Below are 13,386 nucleotides of genomic sequence, written 5' to 3'. Positions count from 1 at the left end.
CTCCAAGGCTAAATACTACTGACTGACCGATAGTGAACCAGTACCGTGAGGGAAAGGCGAAAAGAACCCCGGAGAGGGGAGTGAAATAGAACCTGAAACCGTATGCGTACAAGCAGTGGGAGCCTACTTTGTTAGGTGACTGCGTACCTTTTGTATAATGGGTCAGCGACTTATATTCAGTGGCGAGCTTAACCGAATAGGGGAGGCGTAGCGAAAGCGAGTCTTAATAGGGCGTTTAGTCGCTGGGTATAGACCCGAAACCGGGCGATCTATCCATGGGCAGGTTGAAGGTTAGGTAACACTGACTGGAGGACCGAACCGACTACCGTTGAAAAGTTAGCGGATGACCTGTGGATCGGAGTGAAAGGCTAATCAAGCTCGGAGATAGCTGGTTCTCCTCGAAAGCTATTTAGGTAGCGCCTCACGTATCACTCCAGGGGGTAGAGCACTGTTTCGGCTAGGGGGTCATCCCGACTTACCAAACCGATGCAAACTCCGAATACCTGGAAGTGTCAGCGTGGGAGACACACGGCGGGTGCTAACGTCCGTCGTGAAAAGGGAAACAACCCAGACCGTCAGCTAAGGTCCCAAAGTTCTAGTTAAGTGGGAAACGATGTGGGAAGGCTTAGACAGCTAGGAGGTTGGCTTAGAAGCAGCCATCCTTTAAAGAAAGCGTAATAGCTCACTAGTCGAGTCGGCCTGCGCGGAAGATGTAACGGGGCTCAAACTAGACACCGAAGCTACGGGTTCGTCGTAAGACGAGCGGTAGAGGAGCGTTCTGTAAGCCTGTGAAGGTGAGTTGAGAAGCTTGCTGGAGGTATCAGAAGTGCGAATGCTGACATGAGTAACGACAATGCGAGTGAAAAACTCGCACGCCGAAAGACCAAGGGTTCCTGCGCAACGTTAATCGACGCAGGGTGAGTCGGCCCCTAAGGCGAGGCAGAAATGCGTAGTCGATGGGAAACGGGTTAATATTCCCGTACTTCTAGTTATTGCGATGGGGGGACGGAGAAGGCTAGGCCAGCTTGGCGTTGGTTGTCCAAGTTTAAGGTGGTAGGCCGAACACTTAGGCAAATCCGGGTGTTCAAGGCCGAGAGCTGATGACGAGCGTTCTTTTAGAACGCGAAGTGGTTGATGCCATGCTTCCAGGAAAAGCCTCTAAGCTTCAGATAACTAGGAACCGTACCCCAAACCGACACAGGTGGTTGGGTAGAGAATACCAAGGCGCTTGAGAGAACTCGGGTGAAGGAACTAGGCAAAATGGCACCGTAACTTCGGGAGAAGGTGCGCCGGTGAGGGTGAACGATTTACTCGGTAAGCCCATGCCGGTCGAAGATACCAGGCCGCTGCGACTGTTTATTAAAAACACAGCACTCTGCAAACACGAAAGTGGACGTATAGGGTGTGACGCCTGCCCGGTGCCGGAAGGTTAATTGATGGGGTTAGCGCAAGCGAAGCTCTTGATCGAAGCCCCGGTAAACGGCGGCCGTAACTATAACGGTCCTAAGGTAGCGAAATTCCTTGTCGGGTAAGTTCCGACCTGCACGAATGGCGTAACGATGGCGGCGCTGTCTCCACCCGAGACTCAGTGAAATTGAAATCGCTGTGAAGATGCAGTGTATCCGCGGCTAGACGGAAAGACCCCGTGAACCTTTACTGTAGCTTTGCACTGGACTTTGAGCCTGCTTGTGTAGGATAGGTGGGAGGCTTTGAAGCGAGGACGCCAGTTCTCGTGGAGCCATCCTTGAAATACCACCCTGGCATGCTTGAGGTTCTAACTCTGGTCCGTCATCCGGATCGAGGACAGTGTATGGTGGGCAGTTTGACTGGGGCGGTCTCCTCCTAAAGAGTAACGGAGGAGTACGAAGGTGCGCTCAGACCGGTCGGAAATCGGTCGCAGAGTATAAAGGCAAAAGCGCGCTTGACTGCGAGACAGACACGTCGAGCAGGTACGAAAGTAGGTCTTAGTGATCCGGTGGTTCTGTATGGAAGGGCCATCGCTCAACGGATAAAAGGTACTCCGGGGATAACAGGCTGATACCGCCCAAGAGTTCATATCGACGGCGGTGTTTGGCACCTCGATGTCGGCTCATCACATCCTGGGGCTGAAGCCGGTCCCAAGGGTATGGCTGTTCGCCATTTAAAGTGGTACGCGAGCTGGGTTTAGAACGTCGTGAGACAGTTCGGTCCCTATCTGCCGTGGACGTTTGAGATTTGAGAGGGGCTGCTCCTAGTACGAGAGGACCGGAGTGGACGAACCTCTGGTGTTCCGGTTGTCACGCCAGTGGCATCGCCGGGTAGCTATGTTCGGAAGAGATAACCGCTGAAAGCATCTAAGCGGGAAACTCGCCTCAAGATGAGATCTCACTGGGATCTTGAATCCCCTAAAGGGCCGTCGAAGACTACGACGTTGATAGGTTGGGTGTGTAAGCGCTGTGAGGCGTTGAGCTAACCAATACTAATTGCCCGTGAGGCTTGACCATATAACACCCAAACAATCTGGTGATTGTGGGTGCGACTGGTTGAAGTCGACAGACCGAAAATTGGCCTGAACCGCAAAGACAGACTGTCACATACCTGATTCGGGATCGCGTCATCGACGAGATCCCAGCCGAATTGCTTGACGACCATAGAGCGTTGGAACCACCTGATCCCATCCCGAACTCAGCAGTGAAACGACGCATCGCCGATGGTAGTGTGGAGCTTCTCCATGTGAGAGTAGGTCATCGTCAAGCTTCTATCCCAAACCCCCGACCCGCGAAAGCAGGTCGGGGGTTTGTCTTTGGGCGCGAGAAAGCATGCGGTCCAGCGTCGAAGGCGGTAGCGCCCGGAAACTCTTGAATCGCCACCGCCGCTGCTCCGCTCGTCTAGAATAGCCGCGATACCCAAAGAGCCTTGCAACCATGCCCGACCTGGCGGAACAACGACCGCTTTCCGAACTTCCCCTGCACGACCTGATTGCCTGTCACGAGTGCGATCTATTGATGCGTCACCCACACCTCGGCGAAGAGCAGAAGGCCTGCTGCCCGCGCTGTGGTTACGAACTGGTGGTGCATCGCTCGAAGATGGAGCGCCGCGCCATGGCCCTGGTGCTGACTGCACTGCTCTTGTTCGTGCCAGCCAACTTCCTCCCCATCATGAAGCTCAATCTGCTTGGGCAGACCAGTCATGACACGGTTTGGACAGGGGTTTTAGGCCTCTACAACACGGGGATGGAAGGTGTCGCGGTGCTGGTGTTCCTGTGCAGCATGGTCATCCCCCTGGTCAAACTGCTCTGCCAGTTGATTGTGCTGATGTGCATCAGTACCCGTCGCGCCCTCGGCCTGGGAGTGCTGCTCTATCGCCTGTACCACCACTTGCGGGAGTGGGGGATGCTCGAGGTCTACCTCATGGGCATCCTGGTTTCCATCGTCAAACTGATCGATCTTGCCGATCTTCATCTGGGCATCGGCCTTGCCTGTTTCATCGCCCTGCTGCTGACCCAGGTGTGGCTCGAGGTGACCATGTCGCCCCACCAGGTCTGGGATGCGCTGGACGCCGAAGGAGACGCCCATGCGCGCCATTGATGCCGGCATCATCGTCTGCGACGAATGCCACCAACTGAACCGCCCCGAATCCGATGACGACCATGGCGCCTGCAGTCGCTGCGGTGCGCGCCTGCATCCCCGTCGCCCCAACAGCCTGACCCGCACCTGGGCATTGCTGATTACAGCGGCCATTCTCTATGTGCCCGCCAATGTGCTGCCGATCATGACGGTGAACTTCCTGGGCAACGGTGCGCCCTCGACCATCATGGGTGGTGTGCTCGAACTGATTCACGCCGAAATGGTGCCCATTGCGCTGGTCGTCTTCGTGGCGAGCATCCTTGTGCCTACTTTCAAGTTGGTGGGCATCGCCCTGCTGCTTTACTCAGTACAGCGACGGCTGCCCATGTCGCCGCGACAACGCATCCTGATGTACCGCTTCATCGAATGGATAGGCCGCTGGTCCATGCTGGATATCTTCGTCATCGCCATCCTCGTGGCGTTGGTGAACTTCGGCAACCTGGCTAGCATCGAAGCCAACCTGGGGGCGGCTGCCTTCGCCAGCGTCGTGGTGATCACCATGATCGCGGCAGTGACTTTCGACCCCAGGCTGATCTGGGACAACACCGATATGGACGACGAGAATGCCTGAGTTGCCAACGCCTAAAACCCGTAAAACCACGAGTTGGTCCGCCATCTGGATCCTCCCTCTGTTGGCGCTGATCATTGGCCTCTGGCTGGCATGGAAGGCCATGAGCGAAGCAGGCATCGAGATCCAGATCCGTTTCGAGAACGGGGACGGCATCCAGGTCGGCAAGACTCAACTGATGTACAAGGGCATCCAGGTCGGCAAGGTGGTCGACTTGCACGTCAGCGACGATATCAAGGGCGTGGTTGCGACTGTCGAAGTGATGAAAGAGGCCGAGCCCTACCTCAGCAAGGAAACCCGCTTCTGGCTGGTACGTCCGCGGGTATCGCTCGCCGGCGTCACTGGCCTGGAGACCCTGGTTTCCGGCATCTACATCGCCATCGACCCGGTGAAGGGCGAACCCGCACGGCGCTATACGGCGCTGGCTGAGCCTCCGCCCTTGTCCGATTCGCTACCCGGCCTTCACCTCACCCTCAAGGCCGAACGCCTTGGTTCGCTCGAACAGGGCAGCCCGGTCTATTACCGGCAGATCCAGGTCGGCCAGGTGAAGAGCTACCAACTGGCCGAAGACCAGCGCACCGTCGAGATCAAGGTGCACATCGAACAGCCCTATGCGCATCTGGTGCGCAAGCACACACGTTTCTGGAATGCCAGTGGACTCAATGTCACCGCGGGTCTGTCAGGCGTGAAGATTCGCACCGAGTCCGTGCTCAGCATCATGGCCGGCGGCATCGCCTTCTCAACGCCGGAGCACCGGCAGGACAGTCCGCCCACCGACCCCAGCATCCCGTTCCGCCTGTATGACGGCTTCGAATCCGCCGAGGCCGGGCTTCGTGTATTGCTGAGGATGGACGACGTCAGTGGCCTCAGTCCGGGCAACACGCCAGTGATGTACAACGGCGTCCAGGTCGGCACCCTGAAGAAACTCGACATGGACAAGGACTTCACGGGGGCCACGGCAGAACTGACCATGGAACCGCGCACGGAGGACTACCTTGTCGAGGGCACCGAGTTCTGGACGGTGAAACCCTCGATCTCTCTAGCGGGCATCACGGGCATCGAGGCCCTGGTGAAAGGCAACTACATTGCCGTGCGCTTCGCCAAGGAAGGGACGCCGACCCGTGAGTTCAAGGTGCGTCCCAAGGCGCCCCCGCTGAACACCGATGCGCCCGGCTTGCACCTGGTGCTGACCAGCGAGCGTCTCGGTTCCTTGGAAGTTGGCAGCCCGGTGCTGTTCCGCCAGATGCGCGTGGGCAGTGTGCAGAGCTACCAGCTCTCGCGTAACCAGCAGCGTGTGGTGATCGGCATCCACATCGAGCCCGAGTTCACCAAGCTGGTCAACGAGTCCACCCGCTTCTGGAATTCCAGCGGCATTACGCTCAAGGGCGGCCTGTCCGGCGTCGAGGTGAAGAGCGAATCCCTGCAAACCCTGCTGGCGGGCGGTATCACGTTCGACACGCCGGACCCGAAAGCCAAGCCGGTTACCCGGCCACGCCGCTTCACCCTGTACGACGATGAGGCCCAGGCCGTCGTCAAGGGTACCCTGGTCGACATCGTCATTCCGCAGGCGGAGGGCATCAAGGCAGGCACACCGATCCGCTTCAAGGGCATCGATGTCGGCGAAGTGGAAACCGTAACTCTGAACAGCGACCTGTCCGGCGTCACGGTCAAGGCGCGCCTGACCCAGGCGGCGGATCGCATCGCGCGTGCCGGCACTCAGTTCTGGGTGGTGCGACCGGAACTTGGTCTGCTGCGTACTGCCAACCTGGATACCCTGGTCAGCGGTCAGTACCTGGAAGTCCTGCCTGCGGGCAAGCCAGGTGCCCCACAGACGCGCTTCACCGCACTTGCCGAATCGCCTGACCCGATCGCGCGCCAGGAGGGCCTGCGCATCACCCTCAGCGCGCCGCGTCGCGGCTCGATCAAACCGGGCGTGATCGTCAGCTACCGCGAAGTCCCCGTGGGCAAGGTGCTCACCTATGAACTGGGCAAGACCGCCGACCGCGTCTTCATCCAGGTGCTCATCGAGCCGCGCTATGCGCCCCTGGTGCACAGTGGCAGCCGCTTCTGGCACACCAGTGGCGTAGGGGTGGATGCCAGTCTGTTCAACGGCGTGAAGGTGCGGACCGAGTCGCTGGAGTCGATGGTGGAGGGGGGGATTTCCTTCGCCACACCGAACGAAGGGCAGATGGGTAACCGCGCGCTCAATGGCCAGACATTCGCCCTGCACGATGATGCCGAGGACGAATGGCTGACCTGGGCGCCGAAGATTCCTTTGGCCAGGTAAACCCCGCCACAAACAAAAGGGCCGCAATTGCGGCCCTTTTGCTATCTCGGCGACGGTATCAGGCGGGTTCTGCCGCCTCGTCCGTCGCATCCTGGGTGGCCTTGGCCACCTCACGACGCTTGATGAACTTCCAGTCCGCCTCGTCGATGTAGATGCCGTTCGGACCGCTGCCGCCTTCAAGGTCGATCGCGACGTTGGCCGACACCTGCGGCTTCACCGACGCGAGGATCGGCGTAAAGCCCAACTGCTGGCTGGTCTCGATCAGCGCCTGCTGGTTGCGCTCGTCGATGTCCGCCGCCTCGTCCAGGTAGTAGGGGAGGCGGATGCGACCGGCCTGCTCGCGGTCCATCAGGTGCAGCAGCAGGTACATGTTGGTCAGCGCCTTGATGGTCATGGTGGTGCCGTTGGAGGCGGCGCCATCGATGTCCGTGTGGATAACCGGTTGGCCGTGCACCTTGGTGATCTCGAAGGCCAGTTCGAACAGGTCCTTCAGGCCCAGCTGGTTGCCGTTGGCGGCCACCAGGCGTGCCAGGTACTCCTTGGCTTCCTCGTTCTTCGCGTCCTGGTCGCTGGAGTTGGTCAGGTCGAACACCGAAAGGGTTTCGCCTTCCTCGTACTGGCCGGCACTGTGGATGATTTGGTCGATGTGGCGCAGGGCTTCCTTGTTCGGCGCGAGGACGATACGGAAGCTCGCGAGGTTGGATACCTGGCGTTTGTTGATCTCGCGGTTGAACAGGGCCAGCTGGTGTTCCAGGTTGTCGTAGTCGCTGCGGATATTGCGCAGGGTCCGGGCGATGTCGGTGACCGCCGCGCGACGTGCCTTGGCCAGGGTCAGTGCCTCGTCCTGGCGGTGCGCGTAGGCGTTGATCAGCAGTTGCAGGCGACGCTCGGCGTCGTCCTCGCTGTCGAACTTGGCCACGCCCTTCAGGCGCACCTGGGCGTAGAGCGCCTCGATCTGGCCGTCGATGCGCTGCAGTGCCTGCCAGGTGTCCTGGTAGTCATTGAGCAGCGGCAGCAGGTTGTCCAGGCTGTCGTCCACCGGGTCCATGAACGGCTTGCCGAAGGGTAGGTCGGCGGGCAGCAGCTGGCGACGGCGCAGGGCGTCTTCCAGGGTGCGTTCCTTGGCTTCCAGGTCGGCGAGCTGGCGACCCACCAGCTGCAACTTGGCGGAGAGTTGCTGGACGCGTTCGGTGAAAGCATCGGCGGAGCGCTTGAGTTCGTCCTGGGTGGCTTCCAGCTGCGCCAGCTCTTCCAGTTTGGCGGGCTCTTCGGCCGCCAGGGTCTGGCTTTTGCGGAAGTCTTCCAGGGCTTTCTGGGCGTCGAGCACGTCCTGGTACAGCTTCTCGGCCTGGGCCTTGCTCGCGGCGCGGTCGGCGGCCACGGACTGCTGGGTCTTGAGCTGCTTCAGCTCGCGCTCCAGGCGGTCCTTCTGGTCGCGCAGGGCGGCGCGGTCAGCCAGGGCTTGCAGCGCCGGCGGCTCGATGTGGGACAGGTCGATGGACAGGCCCGGCACTTCGAACTGGCTGCCCTTGAACTGGTCGAGCACGGTTTCCAGGGTTTTCACCCAGGCCTCGCCGTCGTCCAGCTGAATGCCTTTCTCGCCCAGAGGCAGGCTGAACAACTGGCCATTGAACAGGCGCATCAGGCGGTCCACGTCGGCCTGGGAGAACTCTTCGCGCAGACGGGAGTAGCTGTTGTTGTCGGCATGGTCGAGCTGCTGCTTGACCGCCTTCAGGCGCTTCTCCAGATCACGCAAGCGCTCGTCCAGGTCCTCTGCGGAGAACTGGCGGGACTGCGCCAGGGCGCCGGCCAGTTCGTCGTGTGCATCCTTGGCGGCGAGCAGCTGCTGCTCCAGCACCTTGGCATTTTCCACCAGGGCGAAACGGTTCTTCAGTACCGCCAGCTCACCCAGCCAGCGCTGGTTTTCGGTGATGGCGCGCTCCAGGCGCATCATTTCCTGGGTGCCGCCGCGTTGTTCGTTCTGCAGGCCGTCCTGCTCGCCACGGTAGTGCTCGGCCTGGATCACCAATTCTTCGCGACGGGCGCCGGAATAGTCCTGCCAGGTACCCAGCAGCGAATCCAGCAACGGCGAGATGCGATGCAGCTTTCCGCGCAGAGTCTCGCGCTGGGTCACGCCGTTGGCCAAGGCTTCCACCAGCGGGCCGGCGGAAACCAGCGCCTGGTAGTCCTGTTCCATGCGGCGCACGTCGCGGAAGGCTTCTTCGCAGGCGGCGATGTAGTCCACGCTGCCCGAACGCAGGCTGTGCTCGAAGGCATCGAGGAACAGCTGCTTGAGCTTGGCCGCGGTGATCTCGCGCATGTGAAGCAGGTTGATGAACAGCGAGCGGAAGGTCTTCAGGCTCTGCTCGCTGGTGGAGCGCAGCGGGATCAGCGTCAGGTCCAGCGGGATGGAGGTGTGACCGCCCACTAGCAGGCGGCGCAGTTCATCGGGCTTGAGCTCGTAGGCCTTGATGCCTTCGCGTTCCAGACTGTTGAACAGCTCGCGCTGACGCAGGCAGGTGCCGTCGCGCTGGTAGTGCTCCAGGTTCAGTTCGCCGCGGTAGGCGAAGAACTGGTGGCCGAAGCCGCCACCCGGGCCGCGACCGGCAACGCCGATGACGTGCGGGCCGTGGGGCAGGGAGACTTCCACCAAGATGTAGCTGGTATCGGTGGCGAAGTAGAACTTGCGCGACTGCTCCAGGCTGTACTTGCCGAAGCTCATGTCCGACATGCGCGCCAGGATCGGGAACTGCAGCGCGTTGATCGACGCCGATTTACCCAGGTTGTTGGCGCCGTAGATCGACAGCGGGGTTTCCAGCGGGAACAGGCCCAGGCTGTATCCGGCGGTGTTCAGCAGGGCGAAGCGGCGGATGCCGTAGCGTTCCTGGCTCATGCGTCTTCCTCCTGGGCGGCGCGTTCTTCGGCCATGGCGCGGGCCAGGGCGTCTTCTTCGGACTCGGCGGGCGCATCGACAGCCTCGGGCTCGTCGATGGGGATGATGGCGTCGCCGCTGTCGTCATCCATCAGCACCGGAGCGCGCAGCTCCAGGTCGGTGCTGTGCAGGCTGGCGGCCAGGTCGCGGTCGTGCTGCACCGCCAGGCACACATCGAGGAAACGGTGCATCGGCGGCAGGAAGCGGTAGATACCGTTGCTGTCCTCGGCGAAGCCCAGTTGGGTGAGGCGGCGGATCACCTTCTCTTCCAGCTCTTCATGGGTGGTCACCTCGGCCTGCATGAACAGGTCGCGGTACTTCTCCAGCAGAGCCGGCAGTTCGTCGCGGCCGATGCTGCCGCCGTCGAGCACGGAAAGGGGGTCGCGGCCCTGGTCAGCCAGGTGCTCCACCAGGATGAAGGTGAACAGCGCCAGACGCTGGGCGGTCTTGTTCACCTGGGCGCCCATCTGCTCGGGCACGAAGTAGTAGAAACCGCGCGGGTCACAGACCAGTTCGAAACCGAGCGCCTTGAAAAGCGCGCGGTACTGGTCCTGCATGGTGGATAGCTGGGCGTAGCACTCCGGCTCGCTGCGGGAGAGGTGATAGCCCTTGAACAGCTCGCGGAAGATGGGCGCGAGCTGGGTCAATTCTTTCAGGTCGATATTCATCAGGAAGTCTTCTCGGCCGCGGCGGTGGGGCTCTTGATCAGGGCATAGGAGCTCAGGCTGACCTGGTGCTCGGCGGTCAGGTAGTCACGGCGCTCCAGGCGATCACGCGAGAAGCGCGCATCGCGGGACAGACGCGAGAACCAGTAGAGGAGTTCGTCGGTGGCGCCTTCGGGCTCCTGTTCCAGCAGCCAGACCATCAGGTCAGGCAGCGGCAGGGCCTGCTCGCAACGGTCGAGCATTTCCCGCGCGGTCTTCGGCGAGCGCGGCGCAGCGGTCTTGCGTGTGCCGCCGGACTTCGGGAAGTGCGCCGGTTTCGGCTGGAAGCGTGCGAGGGCATAGACGTATGCCTCCACCTGCGAGCCGCTGCCGAGGAAGGTGGTCTGCGGACGGGTGAAGAGCGGCATCGCGGCCTGGGGCACCGCGTCCAGACCCTTCTTGCGGATCACCGACAGTGCCAGGGCGGCGCCACGGGTCACGGCGTTGTGCCGGCGCGCTTCTTCGCGCAGTGGAAGCAGCAGTTCACGGGCCTTGCGCAGGGTCAGCTGGGCGCTGGTCTGCATTTCCAGGATGCGCGCGTGGGTGCGCAGCAGCAGGTCGTCGTCCACCAATTGACCGAGGCGTTGCTGCTCGCCCAGGAGACGCAGCAGCACCTGCTCGACGCGCCGCACGCCCTGTTCGAAGGCGCCGTCGGCGGCCACCAACTGGATCATCGGCTCGACGTACTCGTCCCAGGTGGCCAGCACTTCGGCGTAGCGCTGGCGCAGGGGAATCTGCCGGTCGCTGGTCTTGGCGCGATCGGCCACGGCCACCAGGGCCTGCTCGTCGTTGTCGAGCTTCTTCAGGACATCGCGAACGCGCATGTCGAGCAGACGCAGCTGGCGCGCCAGGTCGTTGCCATCACGGATTTCGAAGGCTTCCTGGATGTAGCCGGCGAGGCGTTCCAGGTGACGCAGGTAGGCTTCGATCTCCAGGCACAGGCCGAGGCGGTGTTCGCGCCGCAGGTAGGCGAGGAAGTCGTGGATCTGCGCGTTCAGCTCGAAGCGGTTCGGGCTCTTGGCCACGGGAACCAGGATATCCAGGCGCACCCAGAGGTCGAGCAGGGCGGTCACGTCGGTGGGCGTGCCCTCCGGCAACTGGCCGGCGAGCTGCACGCGCAGTTCCACCAGGCTCAGGGTGCCGGCATCGAAGCGCTCGCAGAGCGGCTCGAGCAACGTCCAGTGTTCGGCTAGGGCGCGCAGTACGCGCTTGGGATCGATCATCGATTGGCCGGGGTTCGCTGAAAAAAGAGGCGATTGTACTTCAGGTTGCCGGCAGCGATTGAGCTTCAACCGATCAGAGGAGTGACACCTGTCGCGGACTGACGTTTTTTGGCAGTTTACGACTGGCATCGTGCTATCAGAGGCCCGAAAACAGCCGGGAACCCCCGTGCAAGTGATTGAATTCGCTGGCATGTTTTCTGCGTTAGGGAGACGTCCGATGTAATGCCGCAGAAACCATGAGCCCCGAATCCGCACTTCTCGCCGACGCCCGCTGGGCCGAGCTGGAACGCCAGACCGACTTGGACTGGGACCTCGACGCCATCACCAACCGGCAAGAGGCCATCGACTTCCTGCTGCACTTCGAAAACCGCCTGTGCGTCTATTCCGCCTACGTGGAAAAGCTCTACAGCCGCTACAGCTTCGTGGTGCCGGAAGAGGAACACGGCAGCATCACCATCCTTCCCGACGAGTTGGCCTGGCACGACACCTTCCATGACATTCCCGCCGACGCCGTCCTGCCTACCGGAATCCATGTCCTTCCCGGTGAAGTGCTGGGCTCGACCGGCCTCTACCTGAAGATCCCCGGCGAGCACCGCCTCAGCGCTTCCCACGAACTGCCCTTCCAGGACGGCCTCAGATTCCTGATCCAGCGCTACCAGTCCCGTGGCGTGCAGTTCTTGCCGGTGCTGGTCAAGGGCGACCTGCGCGAGTACGAGGCACGCATGCCTTCGTTGCACCTGCATCGCATCGACACGAGCCGCCTGGGGCGCAACTCCCGGTTGGAAGTGTCGAACATCAAGGGCGCTATCGCCGACCACCTGATTGGCCTGTTCCGCCAGGGCTGACCTCGGCGTTACCCCGTTGTTGCGATGGGTAACAGCTATCCGTCGCCGACCTCCTGCCAAGCACCCTCAACTCGACTATGGGTCGGGACGCTTCCCGGCCGGCCTCCCTATAGTGGCTAGAAAGGGGACGAGTCTTCGTCGCTTGCCCATACAAGAACAATCAGGGATGTCGCCATGCGTTCGAATCCGCTGCCCGCCTGGTCGCTGAAGGCCGTTCTTCTTGCCGGCCTGTTCGCCACGTCCATCGCCCAGGCGCGCATGGAAGAGCTGGCCGACAACGAACTCTCGAACATCACCGGCCAGGCGTTCATCAACCTGACCACCGACGCCAACGCCGGGATCAACTACACCCGCGTCAACTTCGGGGTGAACGTCGATACCCAGCTGAATATGAAGAAGCTCCAACTCGGCCAGTACGACGACGCCGCAACCCGCGCGGGGGAAGTCGCCGGCTCGTCCGACATCCTCATCAACAACTTCGCCCTCGGCACCGTGAATGCCGACGGCTCGGTGAACCCTTTCCGCATCGCCGATCCCTTCGTCGAGCTGGCCTATTCCGGCAACAAGGTGGTCGGTGTGCGCATCGGCTTCGGCGAGGCCAAGGGTGTGTTGTCCGGAGATATCCAGAGCCTGACCGGGAACATTCCGGTACACATCACCGGCACCGCCCAACCCATCATTGACAAGGCTTCAGGCTGGGACCGTTTCCTGCTGGGACTGGCGGGCATCACCGGCAGCACCAAGCTGCAGGGGGACGCGACGCTGGTGAACTCCGGCGGTGATGTCGACCCGGTGCGCGGCAGCCTGGCCGGCATGCCAAACGGCGCGGCGTTGAGCTGCGTCAGCGGCTGCAACCTCGGCGGCCTCTCCGATGCCCTGCTGGGCCTGTTCAAGTCCAGCGGCTGCGGCATCCTCTCCCTGTCCACCTGCTTCCCGCTCGCCGACTTCAAGTCGCTGCCGGTGGGCAACATTTCCAACATGAACACCATGGACGGCGCCGCGAAGGGCTTCTTCATCTCCTTCCAGACCCAGGACCTGGCGTGGAAGGACATGGATCAGAACGCCTTCATGACCGCCCTCAAGGGCGCCTTCATGAATATGCCCAAGTACCGGGATGCCAACGGCAACCTGGTGTCGCCGATCAACATCGACTTCGAGCAGGCGTTCAATGGCATCCCGCGCCAGGACACCTGCCTGGGCACAGCCACCGCGGGGTGCTGAG

The 13,386-nt window shown here is 61.5% G+C and carries 8 protein-coding genes and 2 rRNA genes (1 of these 10 cut by a window edge); 7 read left to right on the top strand and 3 right to left on the bottom strand.

The window, feature by feature from the left end:
* The 5 genes from DM872_RS16870 to DM872_RS16850 all read left to right on the top strand — a co-directional run.
* Nucleotides 1–2,483: ribosomal RNA gene (locus DM872_RS16870) — 23S ribosomal RNA — on the top strand; it begins 408 nt to the left of the window's first position.
* A gap of 136 nt (nt 2,484–2,619) precedes the next feature.
* Nucleotides 2,620–2,735, top strand: a 5S ribosomal RNA gene (gene rrf / locus DM872_RS16865).
* 168 nt (nt 2,736–2,903) lie between these two features.
* A complete protein-coding gene (locus DM872_RS16860) occupies nt 2,904–3,566 on the top strand; it encodes a paraquat-inducible protein A (protein ID WP_179060548.1) in 663 nt (220 codons plus the stop codon).
* Entirely contained in the window at nt 3,553–4,176 is a 624-nt protein-coding gene (locus DM872_RS16855) for a paraquat-inducible protein A (protein WP_179060547.1), read from the top strand. The genes DM872_RS16860 and DM872_RS16855 overlap by 14 nt, the downstream gene beginning before the upstream one ends.
* Nucleotides 4,169–6,460, top strand: a complete 2,292-nt coding sequence (locus DM872_RS16850; RefSeq protein WP_179060546.1) for a PqiB family protein — start codon at nt 4,169–4,171, stop codon at nt 6,458–6,460. The genes DM872_RS16855 and DM872_RS16850 overlap by 8 nt, the downstream gene beginning before the upstream one ends.
* A gap of 58 nt (nt 6,461–6,518) precedes the next feature.
* On the opposite strand, the gene mksF is transcribed toward DM872_RS16850, so the two are convergent.
* From mksF to mksB, 3 genes are read right to left on the bottom strand one after another with little or no spacing between them, the layout of a single operon-like run.
* Nucleotides 6,519–9,353 (bottom strand): Mks condensin complex protein MksF, encoded by a 2,835-nt coding sequence (mksF, locus tag DM872_RS16845; protein WP_179060545.1) that lies wholly within the window; start codon nt 9,351–9,353, stop codon nt 6,519–6,521.
* Nucleotides 9,350–10,060, bottom strand: a complete 711-nt coding sequence (mksE, locus tag DM872_RS16840; protein WP_179060544.1) for an Mks condensin complex protein MksE — start codon at nt 10,058–10,060, stop codon at nt 9,350–9,352. Before mksE ends, mksF begins: the two co-directional genes overlap by 4 nt.
* Nucleotides 10,060–11,319 carry an Mks condensin complex protein MksB gene (gene mksB, locus DM872_RS16835; RefSeq protein ID WP_179060543.1) on the bottom strand — a complete coding sequence of 420 codons (1,260 nt, stop codon included), beginning with the start codon at nt 11,317–11,319 and terminating at the stop codon, nt 10,060–10,062. Before mksB ends, mksE begins: the two co-directional genes overlap by 1 nt.
* A gap of 236 nt (nt 11,320–11,555) precedes the next feature.
* On the opposite strand from mksB, the gene DM872_RS16830 reads away from it, so the two are divergent.
* Together DM872_RS16830 and DM872_RS16825 are read left to right on the top strand one after the other, a co-directional pair.
* Nucleotides 11,556–12,164 carry a hypothetical protein gene (locus tag DM872_RS16830; protein WP_179060542.1) on the top strand — a complete coding sequence of 203 codons (609 nt, stop codon included), beginning with the start codon at nt 11,556–11,558 and terminating at the stop codon, nt 12,162–12,164.
* Nucleotides 12,165–12,338: 174 nt separating this feature from the next.
* Complete coding sequence (locus DM872_RS16825; RefSeq protein WP_179060541.1) at nt 12,339–13,385, top strand: DUF6160 family protein; 1,047 nt, start codon at nt 12,339–12,341, stop codon at nt 13,383–13,385.
* Nucleotide 13,386: the final 1 nt, after the last annotated feature.

This window comes from Pseudomonas taiwanensis (assembly GCF_013393345.1).
In the GTDB taxonomy this organism is placed as follows: domain Bacteria; phylum Pseudomonadota; class Gammaproteobacteria; order Pseudomonadales; family Pseudomonadaceae; genus Metapseudomonas; species Metapseudomonas resinovorans_C.
Note: the sequence above shows the minus strand (reverse complement) of the source record. Positions and strands in the feature narration are given on the sequence as shown.

Bases quoted from the DNA above. Each gene is read 5' to 3' on its own strand.
- DM872_RS16860 (WP_179060548.1), top strand. From the start codon at position 2,904: ATGCCCGACCTGGCGGAACAACGACCGCTTTCCGAACTTCCCCTGCAC.
- DM872_RS16855 (WP_179060547.1), top strand. From the start codon at position 3,553: ATGCGCGCCATTGATGCCGGCATCATCGTCTGCGACGAATGCCACCAA.
- DM872_RS16850 (WP_179060546.1), top strand. From the start codon at position 4,169: ATGCCTGAGTTGCCAACGCCTAAAACCCGTAAAACCACGAGTTGGTCC.
- mksF (WP_179060545.1), bottom strand. From the start codon at position 9,353: ATGAGCCAGGAACGCTACGGCATCCGCCGCTTCGCCCTGCTGAACACC.
- mksE (WP_179060544.1), bottom strand. From the start codon at position 10,060: ATGAATATCGACCTGAAAGAATTGACCCAGCTCGCGCCCATCTTCCGC.
- mksB (WP_179060543.1), bottom strand. From the start codon at position 11,319: ATGATCGATCCCAAGCGCGTACTGCGCGCCCTAGCCGAACACTGGACG.
- DM872_RS16830 (WP_179060542.1), top strand. From the start codon at position 11,556: ATGAGCCCCGAATCCGCACTTCTCGCCGACGCCCGCTGGGCCGAGCTG.
- DM872_RS16825 (WP_179060541.1), top strand. From the start codon at position 12,339: ATGCGTTCGAATCCGCTGCCCGCCTGGTCGCTGAAGGCCGTTCTTCTT.